The 20394-nt window shown below is 37.8% G+C and carries 20 protein-coding genes; 10 read left to right on the forward strand and 10 right to left on the reverse strand.

Going from position 1 to position 20394, the window contains the following annotated elements; all coding sequences use genetic code 11:
• Window positions 1-36 precede the first annotated feature (36 nt).
• Both ACF8D3_RS13120 and ACF8D3_RS13125 read right to left on the reverse strand, forming a co-directional pair.
• On the reverse strand, window positions 37-399 hold the full coding sequence (locus tag ACF8D3_RS13120) for a 5-carboxymethyl-2-hydroxymuconate Delta-isomerase (RefSeq protein ID WP_392471779.1): 363 nt from the start codon (window positions 397-399) through the stop codon (window positions 37-39).
• Between the two features lie 9 nt (window positions 400-408).
• Window positions 409-2121, reverse strand: a complete 1713-nt coding sequence (locus ACF8D3_RS13125; RefSeq protein WP_026094063.1) for an AAA family ATPase — start codon at window positions 2119-2121, stop codon at window positions 409-411.
• Between the two features lie 160 nt (window positions 2122-2281).
• Between ACF8D3_RS13125 and ACF8D3_RS13130 the strand changes: the two genes are divergently transcribed.
• The 6 genes from ACF8D3_RS13130 to ACF8D3_RS13155 all read left to right on the forward strand — a co-directional run bounded on the left by ACF8D3_RS13130 (window position 2282) and on the right by ACF8D3_RS13155 (window position 8549).
• Window positions 2282-3247: an alpha/beta hydrolase gene (locus tag ACF8D3_RS13130; RefSeq protein ID WP_392471780.1), complete on the forward strand. Its 966-nt coding sequence runs from the start codon at window positions 2282-2284 to the stop codon at window positions 3245-3247.
• A gap of 297 nt (window positions 3248-3544) precedes the next feature.
• Window positions 3545-4987 carry an ethanolamine permease gene (gene eat / locus ACF8D3_RS13135; protein WP_392471781.1) on the forward strand — a complete coding sequence of 481 codons (1443 nt, stop codon included), beginning with the start codon at window positions 3545-3547 and terminating at the stop codon, window positions 4985-4987.
• Window positions 4988-5002: 15 nt separating this feature from the next.
• Entirely contained in the window at window positions 5003-6388 is a 1386-nt protein-coding gene (locus tag ACF8D3_RS13140; RefSeq protein ID WP_392471782.1) for an ethanolamine ammonia-lyase subunit EutB, read from the forward strand.
• Between the two features lie 10 nt (window positions 6389-6398).
• Window positions 6399-7211 carry an ethanolamine ammonia-lyase subunit EutC gene (gene eutC / locus ACF8D3_RS13145; RefSeq protein WP_061392447.1) on the forward strand — a complete coding sequence of 271 codons (813 nt, stop codon included), beginning with the start codon at window positions 6399-6401 and terminating at the stop codon, window positions 7209-7211.
• A gap of 21 nt (window positions 7212-7232) precedes the next feature.
• The gene (locus ACF8D3_RS13150; RefSeq protein ID WP_392471783.1) at window positions 7233-7790 is read left to right on the forward strand and encodes a GNAT family N-acetyltransferase; all 558 of its coding nucleotides are present in this window, start codon (window positions 7233-7235) and stop codon (window positions 7788-7790) included.
• A 48-nt stretch (window positions 7791-7838) separates the two neighbouring features.
• Window positions 7839-8549 (forward strand): glutamine amidotransferase, encoded by a 711-nt coding sequence (locus ACF8D3_RS13155; RefSeq protein ID WP_392471784.1) that lies wholly within the window; start codon window positions 7839-7841, stop codon window positions 8547-8549.
• Window positions 8550-8959: 410 nt separating this feature from the next.
• On the opposite strand, the gene ACF8D3_RS13160 is transcribed toward ACF8D3_RS13155, so the two are convergent.
• On the reverse strand, window positions 8960-10687 hold the full coding sequence (locus ACF8D3_RS13160; protein WP_392471785.1) for a glutamine--tRNA ligase/YqeY domain fusion protein: 1728 nt from the start codon (window positions 10685-10687) through the stop codon (window positions 8960-8962).
• Window positions 10688-10853: 166 nt separating this feature from the next.
• On the opposite strand from ACF8D3_RS13160, the gene ACF8D3_RS13165 reads away from it, so the two are divergent.
• The 3 genes from ACF8D3_RS13165 (at window position 10854) to nfsB (ending at window position 12976) form a co-directional block, all read left to right on the forward strand.
• On the forward strand, window positions 10854-11363 hold the full coding sequence (locus ACF8D3_RS13165) for a peptidylprolyl isomerase (RefSeq protein ID WP_004878677.1): 510 nt from the start codon (window positions 10854-10856) through the stop codon (window positions 11361-11363).
• A gap of 86 nt (window positions 11364-11449) precedes the next feature.
• Entirely contained in the window at window positions 11450-12166 is a 717-nt protein-coding gene (locus ACF8D3_RS13170; protein ID WP_392471786.1) for a UDP-2,3-diacylglucosamine diphosphatase, read from the forward strand.
• Between the two features lie 156 nt (window positions 12167-12322).
• Window positions 12323-12976: an oxygen-insensitive NAD(P)H nitroreductase gene (gene nfsB, locus ACF8D3_RS13175; RefSeq protein WP_392471787.1), complete on the forward strand. Its 654-nt coding sequence runs from the start codon at window positions 12323-12325 to the stop codon at window positions 12974-12976.
• Between the two features lie 71 nt (window positions 12977-13047).
• Here nfsB and ACF8D3_RS13180 read toward each other — a convergent pair whose 3' ends face one another.
• From ACF8D3_RS13180 to tsaE, 7 genes are all read right to left on the reverse strand, one after another.
• Window positions 13048-13656 (reverse strand): NAD(P)H-dependent oxidoreductase, encoded by a 609-nt coding sequence (locus ACF8D3_RS13180; protein ID WP_392471788.1) that lies wholly within the window; start codon window positions 13654-13656, stop codon window positions 13048-13050.
• A gap of 68 nt (window positions 13657-13724) precedes the next feature.
• Window positions 13725-14321 carry a TetR/AcrR family transcriptional regulator gene (locus ACF8D3_RS13185; RefSeq protein ID WP_392471790.1) on the reverse strand — a complete coding sequence of 199 codons (597 nt, stop codon included), beginning with the start codon at window positions 14319-14321 and terminating at the stop codon, window positions 13725-13727.
• 33 nt (window positions 14322-14354) lie between these two features.
• Complete coding sequence (locus ACF8D3_RS13190; protein ID WP_392471791.1) at window positions 14355-15212, reverse strand: EamA family transporter; 858 nt, start codon at window positions 15210-15212, stop codon at window positions 14355-14357.
• Between the two features lie 78 nt (window positions 15213-15290).
• Window positions 15291-15803: an RNA chaperone Hfq gene (hfq, locus tag ACF8D3_RS13195; RefSeq protein WP_007478850.1), complete on the reverse strand. Its 513-nt coding sequence runs from the start codon at window positions 15801-15803 to the stop codon at window positions 15291-15293.
• A 91-nt stretch (window positions 15804-15894) separates the two neighbouring features.
• On the reverse strand, window positions 15895-16839 hold the full coding sequence (gene miaA, locus ACF8D3_RS13200) for a tRNA (adenosine(37)-N6)-dimethylallyltransferase MiaA (RefSeq protein WP_392471793.1): 945 nt from the start codon (window positions 16837-16839) through the stop codon (window positions 15895-15897).
• A gap of 6 nt (window positions 16840-16845) precedes the next feature.
• Window positions 16846-18825 carry a DNA mismatch repair endonuclease MutL gene (mutL, locus tag ACF8D3_RS13205; protein ID WP_392471795.1) on the reverse strand — a complete coding sequence of 660 codons (1980 nt, stop codon included), beginning with the start codon at window positions 18823-18825 and terminating at the stop codon, window positions 16846-16848.
• Window positions 18815-19291 (reverse strand): tRNA (adenosine(37)-N6)-threonylcarbamoyltransferase complex ATPase subunit type 1 TsaE, encoded by a 477-nt coding sequence (gene tsaE / locus ACF8D3_RS13210; RefSeq protein WP_007478847.1) that lies wholly within the window; start codon window positions 19289-19291, stop codon window positions 18815-18817. Before tsaE ends, mutL begins: the two co-directional genes overlap by 11 nt.
• A gap of 117 nt (window positions 19292-19408) precedes the next feature.
• Here tsaE and ACF8D3_RS13215 point away from each other — a divergent pair, with 117 nt between their 5' ends.
• Window positions 19409-20365 carry a pseudouridine synthase gene (locus tag ACF8D3_RS13215; RefSeq protein WP_392471797.1) on the forward strand — a complete coding sequence of 319 codons (957 nt, stop codon included), beginning with the start codon at window positions 19409-19411 and terminating at the stop codon, window positions 20363-20365.
• The last annotated feature ends 29 nt before the right edge of the window (window positions 20366-20394 follow it).

Genomic DNA, 20394 nt, shown 5'->3' on the forward strand with positions numbered 1-20394 from the left:
TAATCTGTTGAATTCTCAAAAATCTCATAATTTCAATTATACCGTAGACTTAAAATAATTTTCTTTAGGCATATCAATCACCTCAACACAGAGTTGAATTTTTAAATCTATTTTTGATTTTAAATAATTTTTCTGTTCAAGGGTATTGAGAAGTAATTCACCTAATGACTTTTTCTGGGCTTCAGATCGACCACTTAATAAATAGAGTTTTAAATGGATATAAGCATCTTGAATTCCATTTACACCAATTAAAAAATTTTGATCTTCAAAAATACGGGACTTGATATCATGCTCACTAAATAACTTCGTATCAAGCAATACTGAATTGATATCTTTCAAAAGTTGTAACTGATCTAAATCATTAAAATTAGAAGAATAATTAGTGATGATATGAGGCATTTATTACTCCTATTCAATAAATAATAAAGCTAAACGCACTTGATCATAAGCCATTCTAGGACTTGTTGCTTCTACGATCGGTCGGAGTTTAATTGCACCATCATCAGTAAAATGTTCAGGGTTTTTACGCTTATGCAAACGCTTATAAATCTTACGTACTTCTTCCACAACCTCATCACCTGGATTCGCTACAGAAATATCTAAACCTTGTTCTTTATGTAGACGAGATAGATGATTAATGATCGTTGCTGGCGTTAAGCCGCGCTCATGTGCAATATCTTCAATCTCATAACCTTCTTCAAATAAAGCACGTGTTTCTTCTAAAGTTGCCGCTGCATAGTTCTGCTTTGCACCTTTAGCGAGCTTTTTCTCATTACGACTAATCTCAGTCGTATTAAGTGTTCCGCCACAATGACGAATAAAGGCATTATGTTGTGTGGTTAAATCAATATTTTCAAAGTTCGTTTCGGCTTCAGTAGACAACTCCTGAAAACGGCGGTCTGCTTTGATTGCCAAACTGTCAAGCTCTAAAGCCTGCTCATTAAAACCTAATAATTTAAGTCCAGTCAGAGACTTCAATCGAGATAAAGCAACGTAGCCCTGACCTTTCTCAAAAGTATGCGTTAGATTAATTTCTGCGGCTTCTAAGGTCATACCCTGACTTTTATGAATAGTAATTGCCCAAGCCAAACGTAAAGGAATTTGCTGAAAACTCGCAATCACCTTACCTGCCTCATTTTCAATTGACCAAGTTTCTGGCTCAACCAATAAGGTTGTGCCATCAGTCAATTTCACTTTAGGCAAAATACCATTTTTATCATCTTCCTCAAATCCAATGACTTCACCCAAGCTGCCATTGATGTAGCCCATATCAAAGTTGTTTTTGACAAACATAACTTTGGCATGCTTTTTCAAAGTAAGTTCTTCTGGTGCACGAACTGATGATTTCAAGGTTTCAATCAGCTTTTCATTCCCATCTAAAACTGCATTAAATTGGTGGCTTTCATTATCGATTTCATTAAGATGCTGATAGTTAATATTATCAACATCCATATTGTGTGTATAAAGGCGGGTAAATGTCTCACCTATATCGTGCTGACGAGATTGTTGTAAAGCCGAAATATGATTGCCTTGAATATTTTGCGCGCGAATTGCATTTAAAATCTGGTTGAGAATTTCATCATCCTGACGATGTTGCTCCGTTAAGTAACACACACGAAATTTTGCTTCGACCCAAGCATCCGACATAAAACAAAATTTATCTCGATTGGCCTCGCCATTTCGGCCCACAGGAGGTAACTGGAAAAAATCTCCAGCGACAATCACTTGAATTCCACCAAACGCTTCGTCACTTTCTTTAAAGTATTTGAGGACTTGATTAACGAGATTGAGCTGTTTGGCGTGCAACATTGAAATTTCATCAATAATTAAAACTTGGGCATTTTCTAAATGCTCTTTTAAATATTTTCGCTCTTTCATCCGCTTGAGATCATCATCACTCAAGCTATCTTTGATTCCAATTCCTGCCCATGTATGAATGGTCATCCCATTCATATGCGTTGCAGCGATACCCGTTGAAGCTGTAATTGCAACAGGTACTTTGCGTGCTTTTAAATAATGAATGTATTGATTTAACGTATAAGTTTTTCCTGCACCGGCTGAGCCCGTTAAAAAAACATTTTCCCCAGCTTTAAGTAACTTGAGTGCAGTCTCTTGTTTCATAATTTCTTCAGTCAAAAACAACAGCACATAGCTTAACGATTTTTTACGGAAAATAAAAATCTAAGTCACGGAGAAAACTCATCATGCCTCACTTTTACATTGACATACGAAGGTTTTCATTTAATGTGTTTGTTAATGAATTCAGACTTGACATATAAAAATGAATAGCTCAAATCTCAATACATATCAAACAGATATATTAGGTGAAGATTATCAGCAAATGACCTTAGATTTTGCTGATGATTATGATGGAAAAGTTGTTGCGACTTTGATCCGAAAGAAAGCCGCATTAGCAACGAAAAAAGCCGTTCTCTATATCCATGGTTTTGCCGATTATTTCTTTCAAAAAGAAATGGCTGAGCAATTTAATCAACATGGTTATGATTTCTATGCACTCGATCTAAGAAAATATGGTCGCTCTAAACTCGCTCATCAAAAACTTTACTATGTGCTTGATTTGAGAGAGTACGATGCTGAAATCAGTAAAGCACTCGAAATTATTGGTCAAGAAAGTCACAATCAAGTCTTGCTTGCTGGGCATTCAACAGGTGGTCTGATTACAACACTTTATGCAGCACATTACCCTGATCACCGCCTCATTAAAGCAGTTTGGGCAAATAGTCCTTTTTATGATTTTTATAAAAGTGTTATTGAGAAAAAAGTTGGCATTCCTTTACTCAGTGAGGTTGGTAAACGGTTACCGAATGCCAAATTTCCAAGTGGCTTAAATAAATGGTACACACCAAGTTTGCATAAAGATTTTTACGGCGAATGGGATTTCAATCTGGATTGGAAGCCTAAAACCATGCCTTTTGTGGATCTCTGTTTTGTTACAACGATTCACGAGGCACAAAAAGAAATCCATAAAGGTGTTAGTCTAAAAGTCCCTACACTGATTATGCATTCGCACCAGTCTAAATACCCTCGTAAATGGGGTACGGATGCGCAACAAAGCGACGTTATTCTAGATGTTAAAGACATGACCGATAATGCTAAAAAAATGCAAGGTGATGTGCAGACTTTAGCAGTTCATAATGGGCTACATGATCTTGTACTGTCAGCACCCGCTGTTCGAGCGGAAGTATATCAGCAGCTCTTTCAATGGTTAGAGCAAAAGATTAACTAGAATTAATTTTTATGAGGGAACTCCAAAAACTTGTTTTGGAGTTCTTTTTTAAATATTTCGCACCATATTTGAGCACCACAAAGTATATTATTCAAAATTTCCTACATTTTTTTGCATTTATCCTTTTCTCAAATAAATTTGCCTATTGGTAACTGATATAAACTCTCAAATGAAAAGAGAAAAAGCTTTTATTTTTACCATTTGGAATAAAAAAACCTAAAAATAAATCAGCACATCTAAATTTAGGCATTACTTTTGCACTGTTTGATACAAATTCACTCTGAGGAGTAAAGTTGTATGGAACAAGCCAACTCTGTATCTGTCCCGCCTTCTACAAGCGCAGAAATTTCATCGGCTGAGTATTTTTCTCAACGTCAACTCAAACAAGGTACAGTCGGTTGGCTTCTCCTCATTGGCTTAGGTGTTGCCTATGTCATTTCAGGTGATTTTGCAGGCTGGAATTTTGGGATTGCCCAAGGTGGTTGGGGTGGTATGTTTGTTGCGACCATCCTCATTGCAATCATGTATCTCTGTTTATGTCTATCCATGTCGGAAATGGCGACAATGATGCCAACCGCAGGCGGTGGTTATAGCTTTGCTCGTGCTGCTTTTGGACCGTTCGGAGGTTATTTAACAGGAACAGCCATTTTAATTGAGTATGCAATTGCACCCGCTGCGATTGCTGTTTTTATTGGTGGCTATTGTGAATCCCTGCTTGGTCTCAACGGTTGGATGGTGTATTTAAGCTGCTATTTACTCTTTATGGGTATTCATTTAAAAGGTGCTGGTGAAGCACTAAAAATCATGTTTGCAATTACTTTAGTCGCGGTCATTGCTCTGGTGGTATTTGTTGTGGCAATGGCACCACATTTTAGCTTACAGAATTTATTTGATATTCCGACCACCACGGCAACAGGTGCAAGCGCATTCCTTCCACAAGGCTATTTAGGTATTTGGGCGGCTGTTCCATTTGCCATTTGGTTTTTTCTTGCAGTCGAAGGTGTTCCATTGGCTGCTGAAGAAGCCAAAGACCCTGTAAAATCTTTACCTAGAGGTCTAATTGGTGCAATGTTGATCTTAACAGCCTTCGCAATCTTAATCTTAGTTTTAGGGGCTGGCGCTGCTGGTGCAAGTACATTACAAGACTCAGGCGCACCTTTAGTTGATGCATTAACCAAAGTCTATGGAATAGAAACATGGTTAGCAACCTTTGTTAATTTCGTGGGTTTGGCTGGTTTAATTGCAAGTTTTTTCTCAATTATATATGCTTATTCTCGTCAAATTTTCGCTCTGTCTCGTGCAGGATATTTACCAACCTCGTTATCACTTACCAATAAAAATAAAGCCCCCTATTTAGCCATTATTATCCCTGGAATTATCGGTTTTTTTCTTTCTCTCACTCGTGAAGGCGACTCTCTTATTTTAATTGCTGTATTTGGTGCAACCATTTCTTATGTGCTGATGTTACTTGCGCATATCAAATTACGCTTATCTAAACCTGATATGCCACGTCCTTACAAAACACCTGGGGGCATTTTTACTTCAATCATTGCCTTAGTGCTTGCCATTGCTGCGGTTGTTGCAGGTTTCGTGGTGAATCCTAAAGTTTGGTTTATCGCAGCTGCAATCTACGCTTGCTTTATTGCTTACTTTTTATTCTATAGCCGCTATCATTTAATTAAAGGTACGCCAGAAGAAGAGTTTGCCAATATCAAGGCAGCAGAACAAGAAGCCAAATAATATAAGGAAATCACAATGAGCTATCGAATTATGGTTGCCAATCAACAATATCATTTCACTGATTTAAAGACATTGATGGCAAAAGCAACACCTTTACGCTCTGGTGATGAATTGGCAGGGGTTGCTGCACTTGATGCAACAGAGCGTGTTGCTGCTCAAATGGCTTTAGCGGATGTACCACTAAAAACCTTTCTCAATGAAACGGTAGTTGATTACGACATAGATGAAATCACACGCTTAATTATTGATGAGCACAATCAATATGCTTTTGCTGCAATCTCTCATTTCACTGTGGGGGACTTTAGGAATTGGTTGTTGAGCGAACAAGCGACAACTGAAACATTATCTCAGCTTGCTTCAGGGCTTACACCAGAAATGGTTGCTGCGGTCAGTAAAATCATGCGCAATCAAGATTTAATTTATGTCGCAAGCAAATGTGAAGTCGTCACTCAGTTCCGTAATACCATTGGGCTAAAAGGTCATTTATCGACTCGGTTACAGCCTAACCATCCAACTGACGATGCACTTGGTATTTCAGCGAGTATTTTAGATGGTTTAATGTATGGTAATGGCGATGCGGTGATAGGAATTAATCCCGCAACAGACAATTTGCATAATCTTACCGAGTTGTTAAAACTACTTGATCACGTCATTCAAGAGTATCAAATTCCCACGCAGTCATGTGTACTGACACATATCAGTTCAGGTATCCAACTGGCTGAAAAAAATGTGCCCATTGATCTGATGTTCCAATCTATTGCAGGAACACAACGAGCCAATGAAGGATTTGGGATTTCACTTGATTTATTACAAGAAGGCTATGAGGCAACACTGGCACTGAATCGAGGGACCTTAGGGCAAAATGTCATGTATTTTGAAACTGGACAAGGCAGTGCTCTATCCAGTAATGCACATCATGGTGTTGATCAACAAACACTTGAAACACGTGCTTATGCTGTTGCTCGAAAATATAAACCATTGCTGGTTAACACAGTTGTAGGCTTTATCGGCCCCGAGTATCTCTACAATGGTAAACAAATTATCCGTGCAGGTTTAGAAGATCATTTTTGTGGGAAATTACTCGGTTTACCGATGGGCTGTGATATTTGTTATACCAACCACGCAGATGCAGATCAGAACGATATGGATGTACTCCTCACCCTTTTCGGTGCGGCTGGACTTAATTTTATTATGGGTATCCCTGGTTCTGATGACGTAATGCTGAATTATCAAACTACATCATTCCATGATGCGTTGTACTTAAGACAACTTTTGGGCTTAAAACCTGCCCCTGAGTTTTCAGCTTGGTTAGAACAACAAGGCATTTTTAAACAGCAACATGCGCAAATTTGTTGGTCTGATCATATGCCAGAAAAATTTTCACGATTACTGATGAATTAGGAGAATGTCGATGAAACTTGATCGTGATATTCAATATCCTGCACATCTACATCAAGATCAGTGGGAAAAACTGAAACAATTTACGGATGCTCGAATTGCGCTTGGTCGAGCAGGTTGTAGCATCCCAACTCAAGCGCTACTTGAGTTTCAACTTTCACATGCTCAGGCACAAGATGCGGTTTATCAGAACCTGAATACAGCCTATTTAACTGAGCAATTAAAAGATCATTCACTACAAAGCTTCCATGTAAACAGCAATTCAAAAGATAAAGAAACATATCTAAAACGACCAGACTTAGGACGACAACTTTCAGAACATTCAAAACAAATACTTATTGAGCAATCTATTGATTCACAACCCTATGATGTTTGTATTGTTGTCGGTGATGGACTATCTGCACGTGCGATTGAAGCAAATGCGATCCCCTTTATTTTGTCTCTAAACAAATATATTCAGCAAGAAGGTTGGAGTCTTGCACCTATTATTTTAGCAACAGGTAGCCGAGTTGCATTAGGTGATGATGTTGCTCAGATTTTCAAAGCATCCATGTTGGTTATGCTAATTGGAGAACGCCCGGGTCTAAGCTCACCAGATAGCATGGGAATTTACTATACATGGCATGCCCGCACAGGATGTCTCGATTCAGCACGCAATTGTATTTCAAATGTTCGTCCAGCAGGCTTGAGCATTCCAATCGCTACGCAAAGGCTGATGAATTTAATGAAAGAATCAAAACGACTTGGCTTATCAGGCGTGGACTTAAAAGATGAGCATCAAGTCCCAGAGTTTCAACATATAGATCAACCTAAGCTCCTTTTCTAAGACCATATTTTTAGAAGTAGAATGACACCTTTTCCAATTTTATCTACTGAAAGACTATTACTACGTGAAATTACGATGGATGATGTGCCTCAACTTTTTGAAATTTATTCAAATGCCGAGGCAATGCGTTGGTTTGGTGCAGATCCTATTCGATCCATATCAGAAGCTCAAAAATATGTTCAATTTTTTACAGACTGGAGAACGCACCCGAACCCTGCAACTCGCTGGGGTATACAAACCCAAGAAAGTGATCAATTGATTGGAACCTGTGGCTTATTCAAATGGGAGCCTGATTGGAGGAAATGTAGAATTGGTTATGAACTTTCATCCTCTGCTTGGGGCAATGGATACATGACAGAAGCATTAAAGACCATTATTGCTTGGGGTTTTGCACACATGAAACTCAATCGAATTCAAGCATTTATCCATCCTAAGAATTATCCATCACTTCGCTTAGCTGAAAATTTAGCTTTTAAATATGAAGGTCATCACAGAGAAGCAGGTTATTGGTCAAATCAGTTTCATGATTTGCTACACTATGGCTTACTTCGATCTGATTGGAACAGTCATTCAGATTAATTGCCTTACAAGTAGTCCCCAAATACACCTGACATAAGAAATATTTCTATGAACTTGAATACATCATTTCCTAAAACAATCTATGCAATCCAACATTTAGCATTCGAAGACTTAGGTTCATTAGAAGACGTATTTTATCAGCTTGGATTCCGTGTTCGTTATTTTGAGGCTGGTGTTGATGATCTCAGTCCAGCGCTTAATTATGAAGGTCTCACGATTATTTTAGGTGGACCAATTGGTGTCTACGAAACAGAAGACTACCCATTCTTAATTGACGAAATCTCTGGTTTAAGACAACGCTTAAAAGACGACAAGCCAACGATTGGTATTTGTCTTGGTGCTCAATTAATTGCACATGCGCTAGGAGCAAACGTTTATGCAGGTGAACAAAAAGAAATAGGATGGAGTGAATTAGAAATCAAAAATGTAGAACAGAATATTTTATCGCCACTTAAAGATACAAAAGTATTGCATTGGCATGGAGATACTTTTGATTTACCAGAGAATGCGACCTTACTCGCAAGTTCTGCAATGTATCCAAATCAAGCCTTTTCCATTGGAAAAAATATTTTAGCACTACAATTTCATTTAGAAATTCTTGAAGAAAGCTTCGAAAAATGGCTAATTGGGCATACTTGTGAAATACGTAATGCTCAACTATCGATTCAACAGTTGAGAAATGATAATTATTTGTATGCACAAGATTTAGAACAAAAGACACAGAATCTGATGAGGAATTTTTTAGAGTATCTTATTTAAAATTAATAGATAAATATTCAAGCAATATGTTAACCGTAAACAATATATTGCTTAAGTTCTTTAAAATCCCATAATTTTCAACTCAGTATTTTTACAATTTGATAAAATTAATAACATAAAGAAACACAAAAAAAGTCAATTTAAGACAATATATATTAGCAACAGTCAATAAAAACAATAAACTATAAACATTATATTCTATTGTATTGTGTCTTGGGTGGGTCAGCAGCAGCATGCTAAAGTTTTTAAAAAGTTTTCATACAATTAATACGTACCTAATTATCTCGATTTTTGTACTTATTTTTATCGTCATTTATTTTTATCATATTAACCCTTAAAAATAAAAAGCCCAATGACAACATTGGGCTTTTTATTTTTAATTAGATATAATTTAAAATAAGTTTATAAAATCATTTTTTTTCGATTTTAAAACTATCTTTTAAATCTAAAATACGATTAAACACAGGTTTCTCTGGATTGTGATCATGTTGATCCGCGACAAAGTAACCTTCACGTTCAAATTGGAAACGATCTTCTGGTTTTGCTTGTGCCAAAGCAGGTTCAATCACAGCTTGAACCACTTTTAATGATTCAGGATTCAGATGCGCCAAGAAATCATCATCTGCATCTGGCGCAGCTTCAGTAAATAAACGATCATAAATACGAACTTCAGCAGGCACACCTTTGCTCGCAGAGACCCAATGAATCACCCCTTTTACCTTACGACCCTCAGGGTTTTTACCTAAAGTTTCAGGATCAATTGAACATTTTAGTTCAATGATTTCACCACCAGCATCTTTAATCACCTCATCACACTTGATCACATAAGCATGGCGTAAACGCACCTCACCTTCTGGTATTAAACGTTTAAAACCTTTTGGAGGTACTTCTTCAAAATCTTTACGATCAATATAAATTTCGCGTGTTAATGGAATAACACGCTCGCCCATATCTACATTCGGATGACGTTTATGTGTTAAATCTAATTCTTCTGGTAAATTAGTTAACGTTACTTTCAATGGATCAAGCACCGCCATACCACGAGCTGCTGCATTTTCTAAAGACTGACGAATACAGAACTCAAGCATCGCGACATCAACAATACCATCAGTTTTTGATACGCCAACACGCTTACAGAAATCACGTAAACCTTCAGGTGTGAAACCACGACGTCGCATCCCAACGACAGTTGGCATACGTGGGTCGTCCCACCCTTGTACATAATTACCTTCAACCAGTTTACGTAATTTACGTTTAGAGGTAATCGTATAATCCACATTTAAACGAGAAGATTCATACTGACGCGGTACAGCCTGAGAATGAACTTTTTCTACAATCCAATCATAGAATGGACGGTGGTCTTGGAATTCTAAAGTACAAAGTGAATGAGTAATACCCTCAATCGCGTCAGATAATGGATGAGCATAGTCATACATTGGATAAATTTTCCATTTATCGCCTGTTTGGTGATGTTCTGAATGAAGCACACGATAAAGAATCGGGTCACGCATGTGTACATTCGGACTCGCCATATCAATCTTGGCACGTAGTACAGCACCGCCTTCTTTGATTTCACCATTACGCATTTGTTCAAAGCGCGCAAGATTCTCTTCAACAGAAGCATCGCGATAAGGTGAGTTTTTACCCGGCTCAACGAAATTACCGCGATTCAGCTTAATTTCTTCTGGAGTTTGCAAATCAACATAAGCATCACCTTGTTCAATCAACTGAACAGCCCATGCATACAGTTGATCAAAATAACCTGAGGCATAGCGAGGCTCGCCATTCCAGTTAAAACCTAACCATTTCACATCGTTGGCGATACCATCAACATATTCTTGTTCTTCAGCATCTGGGTTAGTATCGTCAAAACGTAAGTTACATAACCCATCAAATTCCTCAGCAATACCAAAATTCAAACAAATTGCTTTTACATGACCAATATGTAAATAACCATTTGGCTCAGGAGGGAAACGTGTAACAACTTTTTGCGTACGTCCATCTTTTAAATCATCAGTAATGACTTGACGTACAAAATCTAAGCCTACCTGTTGTTCTTGCTGCTCAGCATCGACAGTGGCTTGGGTATTCGGTGTCGGGTTCTTTGGCAGTTCTGAAACAACATCATTTGGCTTCATAGGGAGTAAATCACTTCTTACTGTTAAAAATAGGACATAAAAACGCAATCTTTGCTTTTTCTCAAAGATTTTAACGTTTTTTACTTGCCTTGTAGTTTACAGTTTGCTTATGCTTCTCTCAACCAAAAACCCATGGTCACAAGACCATGTTTAGGAGATTAATGTAATGAGTTTTCCTCAAGTCGAATTAAATACCAACAAAGGTCGTATTGTTCTTGAGCTTAACGCTGAAAAAGCACCAAAAACGGTTGCAAATTTCTTAGAATATGTACGTGACGGTTTCTATGACGGCGTAATTTTCCACCGTGTGATTGATGGTTTTATGATCCAAGGCGGTGGCATGGATGAAAACTTTAAAGAAAAAGCAACGCGTGACTCAATCGAAAACGAAGCTGACAATGGCTTAAGCAACGATGAAGGTACAATCGCAATGGCGCGTACACAAGCACCTCACTCTGCTTCTGCTCAGTTCTTTATTAACGTGAAAAATAACTCTTTCTTAAACCACACTGGTAAAACAGCTCAAGGTTGGGGTTATGCAGTATTTGGTAAAGTTGTTGAAGGTATGGACATTGTAGGCGAGATTAAAGGCGTTCGTACTGGTAACCGTGGTTATCACGCTGATGTCCCTTTAGAAAACGTTGTGATTGAATCTGCTAAAATTATCTCTGAATAATAATCCCTCCTAACCTCCCTTTATAAAGGGAGGAAAGTCCCTCTTTAAGAAAAAGGGATTTAGGGAGATTTAAAAAGGATAAAAGTGTGACCTACCTGTTTATTTCAGATTTACACTTGTCACCTGATCACCCTCGACTCGTTCGAGGGTTTTTGGCTTTATTGCAACAATATCAAGATAAAAACACCCAGCTTTATATTTTAGGTGATTGGTTTAATGCATGGATTGGTGATGACTATACAGCTCCATGGTTAGATGAAATCATTCAAGCATTACAAAGTTTCACCAATGACGGAAATCAAGTTTACTTCCAAGTTGGTAATCGTGATTTCGCTTTGGGGCAAAAATTCTTAGATAAATTTAATGGTATTCAATTACCAGACATATATACACTCGACATTCACCATAAAAAATTTCGTCTTGAACATGGTGATGCGCTCTGTACTGATGATGTGGCATATCAGCGTTTCCGTAAAGTGATTCGTAATCCAGTTTTGTTGGGTTTCATAACGCGCACACCACTTAGTTTTCGACAAAAACTAGCCAATGGTTTTCGCAAAAAAAGTAGCGAAACTAAGCAAATGAAAAGTTATGACATTATGGATGTAAATACTCAAGCAGTAGAATCCGCGGTCGAACAAGTTAATTATTTAATTCACGGTCATACTCACCGTCCAGAAATCCATCAAGTTGATAATAAGCAACGTATTGTCTTAGGAGATTGGCGTGCTGATTCAGCGTGGATTTTAGAAATCAATCCACTAGAAAATTATCATTTAGATTTTAAACAGTGGCACTATTAAGAAAATTTATTCTGCAATTTAATACATCACTTTTATTCAAGTCAGCTAAAACTTTGCACATACGACTTAAATCTATATAGAAATCACATTTCACTACTTTCAGTGAAATATAGATCAAGTAAAATAAATTAAATTTTTAAATTGAGTTAATTTCTGATGGATACTTTAGCTACAGCAAAAACACGTTATGCGACAAAAGCTTATGACACAGAGAAAAAGATTCCAAAAGAACAATTTGAAAAGCTACTTGAAATTTTGCGCTTTAGCCCTTCTTCGGTAAATATTCAACCATGGCATTTTTTAGTTGCAGAATCTGATGAAGCCAAACAGCGCATTGCTTTAGGACTCACGGGTAAATATATTTACAATGCAGCCAAAGTCTTGAACTCATCACACACCATCATCTTTTGTACTCGTACAGATATTACACCTGAATATTTAGAACAATTATTACAACAAGATGATGCAAGTGGACGATTTAAAGATGAAACAGCTAAACAAGGTCAACAAGATACTCGTTCTGGCTATGTCGAATTCTATCGCAATGAACTCAAAAATCTTTCAGCATGGATGGAAAACCAAACCTATCTTGCACTTGGTCAATTGCTTTTTGCAGCAGGATTAGAAAGTATTGATGCGACACCAATGGAAGGTTTTGATCGCGATACAATCAATAAAGAATTTGGATTGACAGAAAAAGGTTTAAAAGCCTCAGTGATTGTTGCATTAGGCTATCGCAGTGATAGCGATTTTAATGCCAAACTACCTAAATCACGCTTAGCAGATGACGTAGTGTTTACTCGTTTATAATTTTTAGATTTATGGCTGTCATCAAAACAAAATATTAGAAGATTGCAGCCATTCCATCAACAAGACCTAAACTACTTGATAGCTAAAACATCCTGATCTAACTGATCAAAAAACTTCTGCAAACCTTCTGCATCTATAAAGTCCGATTGAAAAAGAATAGATTTTTGCACATCACCAAGTCCACAAAAACCAAATATACCTTCTGTGATTTGTGTTTGTATCGCCTGCTTATAACCATGTTTTTCGTAACCAGCTTCATCCCCAGTTCCCGTTGCGATCAACTTGACTGGAATATTTTTAAGCTCGCCTGTTAAGTGTCCCTGATCATTGACTTTGTATGCCCAACCATGGGTAAAAACACGCTCAAACCAACCTTTTAACATCGCTGGTACTGACCACCAATAAATTGGAAAAACAAAATAAACAATATCAGCCCGATCAAAACGTGCTTGTTCAGACACAATATCAGAGCCTACAAAGCGCTGACCACGATAGGCTTCAAGATCAGCAATCGTAATAGCTGCTTTAAAGTCTTCCTTATGTAAATCTGCAAATTCAACATTCATTCCCTGATGGATTAAATGTTTGGCAATGTGATTTGAAATTTGATGCGATAAAGATGCTGAATCAGGATGTGTAATAATAATCAAAGCATTTTTATTTTGTTCTGAAATTGACATACATTTCTTCCGAGGACAATCACACCACAAAAGTTACCATTAGTAACTTAAATAAGCAATCGTCTTTCTTACGCAGTTGTATGATCCAAATAATCGTTCAATATAAGTAAAGTTGAGTTTTTCATAACTCGTTGTGCTGTTTCCACATCAACCACATTCTTACTTGTTGCCACACAAATCGTTTCTATTAATCCAGTGATTGCGAGAATGATGGCTTCTCCCTCCCGCCCTTCAAGTACAATAAAAGGATGAATACTCTTCTTAAAAATCTCAATAAACTCTTGCTGACACGCTGATAAAAAACTTTGTAAGATATCCGTACCAGAAAGTGCAGCAACGACCAAGCCAACCTCAGGTCCCATAGCAATATGAAATTGCAAACAAGCATGACAAAAAACATGAATGGTACTGTCTAAACCACCAGTATTTTGTTTTAAGGAAGTGGATAAGTCCTGCTTCTGCTTATCACTAAATTCCTCATAAATCGCAATTAATAAACCTTCTTTATCAATAAAATGCCGATAAGCGATTGGTTTGGTTATTCCCGCTTGTTGCGCCAAATATCCAAGTGTAAGTGCTTCCACTCCTTCTGTCCGAATAATAGAACGTGCGACTTGTAGAAGCTGCTGCCTCCTTTGTTCTTTCGTCAGCCTTTTTCCAACCATAGATCATCTCATTGAAAATAATTCATTTACAGGCTACATCATAGCTTTGGCTAAACATAATACTGCAATCACGCCACAAACTAATCCAATCCATGTATATGCTTTTATTCGCTCTTTGAACAATACAACTCCACTCAATACACCTAAAACAACAACGAGAATATTCATTCCAGCAAAGACAATCGCAGGCGTTTCTTTAAAAATCATATGTGCTTTAACATATAAAGCGATATTGGCAAAATTTAATATTCCCAAAAATAAACCTGTAAAAATGTTTTTAGGCTGCCAGTTCGCTTGTGTAATCGCAATATAAGCAATCGATAAAATGAAGGCAGCAATAAATGTTAAATTCAACGTGACTGCAAACTGCAAACCCAGACTACTACTATATTTAAGTAGTACATCTACTGCCGCATAACCCGCCCATACACTGAATAGAAACAAAGCTGACTTTAAGCTTAATCCTTTATTGGCCTGTTCTGTTGCCTGCCCAACAATAATTGCCAATATTGCAAGCACACCAAGAACAACACCTATTAATTTTAATTGGCTAAATTGTTCACCAAAAATAAAATACGCGGCTAATAAGGAAAGAATAACCGCTAGACGTTGAGCAATTTCTGTTTTAAGAATACCCGCGAATTGTAATGATTTGGCTAAACATAGAAAAATACTTGGCAGCAATATTGCCAAAGTGAATATGAGCCACCACGGTGTATTTTGAATTGAAACATGTGTGAGATCTGTCTTAAACCAGTAAAAACATAAAATACTTGCGCTTAGATAATTCCAAGCAATCATTTGAAAGACATCAAACCCTTTGGTCTTTAGATATTTCAATAAAATTGAGACTAGAACGCTACAACATGCTGACGCAATAATCATTTCCATAGTATTTATTCTTACTTTTTAAACATAAAAAAATGCCAGTCTATAATTAGACTGGCATTTTTAAAGATCATCAATCAATTAACGATTATTTTCGTCTTCTTGACCATCTTCAAATTTAGTTTCGCCGTCGAAGCCGCCTTGACCACCAAAGCCGCCTTGACCACCAAAGCCGCCTTGACCACCAAAGCCGCCTTGACCACCGAAGCCACCTTGACCACCGAAGCCACCTTGACCACCGAAGCCACCTTGACCACCAAAGCCGCCTTGACCGCCACCAAAGCCACCGCCTTGACCGCCACCGAAGCCGCCGCCTTGACCGCCACCGAAGCCACCTGTAGCACCACCTTGAGCAGGGAAGCCACCAGTACCTTGAGCACCAGCTGGACGTGGGTTACGTGCTGGAACGACTGTAGAAATCGCGTGTTTATAAACCATTTGACTTACAGTGTTTTTTAATAAAACAACATATTGATCGAAAGACTCAATATGCCCCTGCAATTTAATACCGTTCACAAGGAAAATAGAAACTGGAATACGTTCTTTACGGAGAGAATTTAAGAACGGATCTTGTAAAGTTTGACCTTTAGACATTTTTAACTCCAAAAAATTTTTAAATCAGCGCAAAAAAACTATCTTTATTTTTCAACTAAAAATTATAAAAAGACAGCCTGCGAATTTTGCTTTATCCAAAGAAGTTTCGCAAGTCTTCTTTCGCCTGCTTTATCGTCACGTAAGTTTTAAAATCGTGTATTTCTTGCAAAGAACGTAACCAAGTGTATTGACGTTTGGCCAGTTGCCGTGTTGCAAACAGCGCCTTGTTCTCCATTTCTACTTTATTTTTGAGACTTAAGTCACTTTTTAGTAAAAAATCTAAAGCTTGACGATAACCAACAGACCGCATAGACGGTAAATTATCATTTAAATCGTATTTTACAATCAGACCCTCCACTTCATTCAAAAAACCGATATCCCACATTTTGCTCAATCTTTGCTCAATGCGTTTATGTAATTCTAACCGATCAGGCATCAATGCGTAGTTATGAAAAGTGTAACGGTAAGGTTGATTTTTAGGTTGTTCAGCCTGTAACTTTGTTATTGGCTCACCTGTAATTCGATATACTTCAAGTGCACGAATAATTCTTTGCTTATCAGAGACTTTAAATTTTCGACCAGCGATTGGATCTACTGCAACCAATTCATCATACACAGCCTGCCACCCTTCCCGCTCAGCTTTTTCCGTAATTGCATCACGAACATTTTGGTCAGCATTTGGTAAATTATCAGCAAGCCCCTCTAACAGTGCTTTGAAATATAACATTGTCCCACCAACGAGAACGGGAGTTTTCCCACGCGCATGCATATCATCAATCAAAGGACAAACGTCCTCGACAAATTGTGCTGCAGAATAGACTTCCAACGGTGTAATAATATCAATCAAATGATGTGGATAAAGTGCTTGTTCTTCCTTGGTTGGTTTCGCTGTACCAATATCCATATCTTTATAAACTAAGGCTGAATCAACAGAAATCAGTTCAAAATTACCACGCTCATAGAGATCACATGCCAATGCAGTTTTACCACTTGCGGTAGGCCCCATTAAATTGATGACGGGCAATTGATTTGACATGTACAACTACTCTCCTCGAGCAAATAATTTATCTAATTGATGCAGTGGAAATGCACGCCAAGTCGGACGTCCATGATTACATTGGCTAGCAAATTCTGTTTGTTCCATTTGACGCAATAAGGCATTCATTTCAGAAAGGCTTAACTGCCGATGAGCACGCACAGCGCCATGACATGCCATACCTGCGAGTAATTCATCACGTTTTTGCAATAAACCTCTTGCTTCATCATTTGGATCAAGATCATTGAGCAATTCTGGAATCAATTTCTCAAAATCAGCTTTATGTAAAATGGCAGGCACACCACGTACGATCACTTGCTCATCCCCATACTGATCGACTTCCAAACCGAGTCGTTGTAATTGGGGTTGTAAATCTTCGATGCGAGTGGCTTGCATACGCGTAATTGAAACAATTTTTGGAATCAATAATTGCTGCGATGTCCAAAATTCAGGTTTATCCCATGCTGACTTCATTTGTTGTAATAAGATGCGTTCGTGTGCTGCATGCATATCAACAATAATCAAGCCTTCGGTATTTTGCGCAAGAATATAAATGCCATGAAGTTGTGCTATTGCAATACCTAATGGAAATTCATCCACACGTGATGGAACCGTTTGATTACTTTCAACTTCCCCGTGATCAAAGGTGGTAGGAGTTTCTCCACCACGCAATGGCGCCAAATATGTTTTAAGCGCATTATTTAATTGTGCAGAACCATTATAACGAGGTTCTTGTGTTCCAGAATTATAATTTACGGCTTGAGGACGACTTTGATTAAATTCAGTCAATAAATCAGTTGAAACAGCTACATGTTGATTGGCTGATGACTCTGCTTCAACCGCAGCACGATGTAAATTAAATTGTTCTTGGTATTTGGGCTGAGGCTGATAATCAAAATTTTCTGTTGTACTTTCATCTGTTTTCATTGCCTGTGCTAAATCTGCACTAGCTGTTTGAAATTGCGATAAAGTTGATTTAGCGTAATGACGTACAAACTCATGTACTTCACGTTGATTTAGAAAGCGAATTTCATGCTTGGTTGGATGTACATTGACATCAATATTTTCAGGATCTACTTCTAAAAACAACAAATAAGAAGAATGCTGATGACCATGCAAAATACCTTCATATGCCATACGCAGCGCATGTGAAATGGTTTTGTCTTTAACAATACGACCATTTACATAAACATATTGCAAATCTGCTTGTGCACGCGCATCAGAAGGATGCCCCAACCATCCAGATAAGCGCATATTGATACTTTCAGCATCAACCCAGTAGGCATTTTGAATAAATTGTTGACCGAGTAACTGTTGAACACGTTGGTAACGTAACTCACCACTATCAGCCACAGGTAGGTTTAAACGGATATTATCGTTGTGCTCAAGCACAAAACGAATATCAAAATGTGTTAAAGCCAAACGGCGAACAATTTCTTCAATATGGTTAAATTCTGTTGTTGGCTTTTTTAGAAATTTACGACGTGCAGGAACATTAAAAAATAAATCCTGAACACGAATATGTGTGCCTTTTTGTGCGGCAACCGCTTGAACTTGCTGATGATCGAAAGCGGTACCATTGACTTCTACTTGATAACCCACGCCTTGTTCATCTTGACTGCTGGTCAAAGTTAAACGAGATACCGCCGCAATTGAAGCCAATGCTTCCCCACGAAAGCCCAAGCTGACAATCGCATGTAAGTCTTCAGAGGTTTGAATTTTACTAGTCGCATGTCGCATCACTGCCAAAGGTAAATCTTCTGGGTGAATGCCATTCCCGTTATCAATGATTTCAATTAAAGTCGAACCGCCCTGAGCCACACGAATGATCAACTCAGTCGCACTAGCATCAATTGAGTTTTCTAATAACTCTTTTACGACGGATGACGGGCGTTCGATCACCTCACCCGCAGCAATTTGGTTGGCTAATGCGGCATTAAGAGTATGGATACGGCGAGTTGAACGATCTGTTGAATCATGCGCCATGCAATTGTTCCTGCAACGTTTGAGACAGTGCTTGAGAATCTACAGTTAAAGTCACAAATCGAGTGAGCTCATCTTCTGACTTTTGAATGTCGATGACCACATCGGCTTTTGGAATTTCCTCACCACCTTTAGATGGCCATTCAAATAAAAATAATGCCTCTGGCGTTTCCAAATAATCACGAATTCCCATCAACTCTAACTCATAAGGATCATCCAAACGATATAAATCGAAATGAAAAATGTCGCGACCATTAATATTATAAGGCTCAACCAAGGTATATGTAGGGCTTTTTACTGAACCGTTATGACCTAAATTTTGGAGGAAATAGCGTGTAAATGTAGTTTTTCCAGCGCCCAAATCACCAATTAAGTAAATAATGCCAGCATGCACATGTTGAGAGAGTACTTGTGCAAAACGCTGAGTGTCTTGTTCATGATTTAAAGTAAATTTCACTGAATACGACATGGCAAATAGAACAAAATTGGGATGGTCGTTATAATAACATTGCACTGCCACAAAGCCTAATCATGTGCTTTCAAACTGGCTTTTTTTACATCGTTTATACTGAGTCGAATGTACTGTATGTCATCTATTCCAGAATTCACCCCGCCACTTATTAATGGCGTCAGTGCAAGCAAAGTCTTTTTACCAAGAGAAGTTATCGCAAATACGATTTTTGATTACCTCCGCCAACATTTCCAGCATATTCATGCAAGTGAATGGCAACAACGTTTTGATGATGGACTTATTTATGCTGCTGATGGCTCACAACTACAATTAAATAGTGCTTATACACCCAATACCCATATTTTTTATTATCGCTTTCTTGCACATGAAATTCATGTGCCTTTTCAACATGAAATATTATTTGAAAATGATGATCTGATCGTGGTCGATAAACCTCATTTTTTAACCATGAGTCCAACAGGACAATACGTTCAAGAAACACTTTTGGTGCGATTAAAAAAACAAACAGGCTATACAGACTTAACCCCAATCCATCGCTTAGATAGAGAAACGGCTGGCATCGTATTATTTAGTAAAAGACCTGCCTCTCGTGGTGTTTATCAACAGTTATTTGCAGAACGGAAAGTACAAAAAACTTACCATGCTATTGCAGGTTATCGCTCTGAACTCACATTTCCACAAACAGTAAACTTGCATTTAGAAAAAGGACATCCTTTTTACACGATGCAAATTAATAATGAAAAGGAAAGTAATAGTGAAACTTATATTGAACTGTTAGAGCATGATCTACAACTCGCGAAATACCTTTTAAAACCGAAAACAGGTAAACAACATCAACTGCGTGTACACCTGAATTCACTTGGTATTCCTATACTTAATGACTCATTTTATCCAGTGATTCAGCATAGAGATGATGATGATTTTACTACCCCACTTCAATTACTTGCAAAGGCAATTAATTTCATAGATCCCATCACAAACCAAGAAATGCAGTTCAGTTCTCACCACGAACTCACATTGCAAACACAACGTAATGACAAAAATTCTATATTTTCAGCTCAAAAATATTGAAATTACATTGCGATGGTTTAAAATACATG

The organism is Acinetobacter sp. YQ_14 (assembly GCF_043102985.1).
Taxonomy (GTDB): Bacteria; Pseudomonadota; Gammaproteobacteria; order Pseudomonadales; family Moraxellaceae; genus Acinetobacter; species Acinetobacter venetianus.

Bases quoted from the DNA above. Each gene is read 5' to 3' on its own strand.
- ACF8D3_RS13190 (WP_392471791.1), bottom strand. From the start codon at position 15,212: ATGGAAATGATTATTGCGTCAGCATGTTGTAGCGTTCTAGTCTCAATT.
- mutL (WP_392471795.1), bottom strand. From the start codon at position 18,825: ATGGCGCATGATTCAACAGATCGTTCAACTCGCCGTATCCATACTCTT.
- ACF8D3_RS13215 (WP_392471797.1), top strand. From the start codon at position 19,409: ATGTCATCTATTCCAGAATTCACCCCGCCACTTATTAATGGCGTCAGT.
- ACF8D3_RS13150 (WP_392471783.1), top strand. From the start codon at position 7,233: ATGACACCTTTTCCAATTTTATCTACTGAAAGACTATTACTACGTGAA.
- ACF8D3_RS13155 (WP_392471784.1), top strand. From the start codon at position 7,839: ATGAACTTGAATACATCATTTCCTAAAACAATCTATGCAATCCAACAT.
- hfq (WP_007478850.1), bottom strand. From the start codon at position 15,803: ATGTCTAAAGGTCAAACTTTACAAGATCCGTTCTTAAATTCTCTCCGT.
- ACF8D3_RS13120 (WP_392471779.1), bottom strand. From the start codon at position 399: ATGCCTCATATCATCACTAATTATTCTTCTAATTTTAATGATTTAGAT.
- tsaE (WP_007478847.1), bottom strand. From the start codon at position 19,291: ATGTCGTATTCAGTGAAATTTACTTTAAATCATGAACAAGACACTCAG.
- ACF8D3_RS13160 (WP_392471785.1), bottom strand. From the start codon at position 10,687: ATGAAGCCAAATGATGTTGTTTCAGAACTGCCAAAGAACCCGACACCG.
- miaA (WP_392471793.1), bottom strand. From the start codon at position 16,839: ATGTCAAATCAATTGCCCGTCATCAATTTAATGGGGCCTACCGCAAGT.
- ACF8D3_RS13140 (WP_392471782.1), top strand. From the start codon at position 5,003: ATGAGCTATCGAATTATGGTTGCCAATCAACAATATCATTTCACTGAT.
- ACF8D3_RS13180 (WP_392471788.1), bottom strand. From the start codon at position 13,656: ATGTCAATTTCAGAACAAAATAAAAATGCTTTGATTATTATTACACAT.
- ACF8D3_RS13130 (WP_392471780.1), top strand. From the start codon at position 2,282: ATGAATAGCTCAAATCTCAATACATATCAAACAGATATATTAGGTGAA.
- eat (WP_392471781.1), top strand. From the start codon at position 3,545: ATGGAACAAGCCAACTCTGTATCTGTCCCGCCTTCTACAAGCGCAGAA.
- eutC (WP_061392447.1), top strand. From the start codon at position 6,399: ATGAAACTTGATCGTGATATTCAATATCCTGCACATCTACATCAAGAT.
- nfsB (WP_392471787.1), top strand. From the start codon at position 12,323: ATGGATACTTTAGCTACAGCAAAAACACGTTATGCGACAAAAGCTTAT.
- ACF8D3_RS13125 (WP_026094063.1), bottom strand. From the start codon at position 2,121: ATGAAACAAGAGACTGCACTCAAGTTACTTAAAGCTGGGGAAAATGTT.
- ACF8D3_RS13185 (WP_392471790.1), bottom strand. From the start codon at position 14,321: ATGGTTGGAAAAAGGCTGACGAAAGAACAAAGGAGGCAGCAGCTTCTA.
- ACF8D3_RS13165 (WP_004878677.1), top strand. From the start codon at position 10,854: ATGAGTTTTCCTCAAGTCGAATTAAATACCAACAAAGGTCGTATTGTT.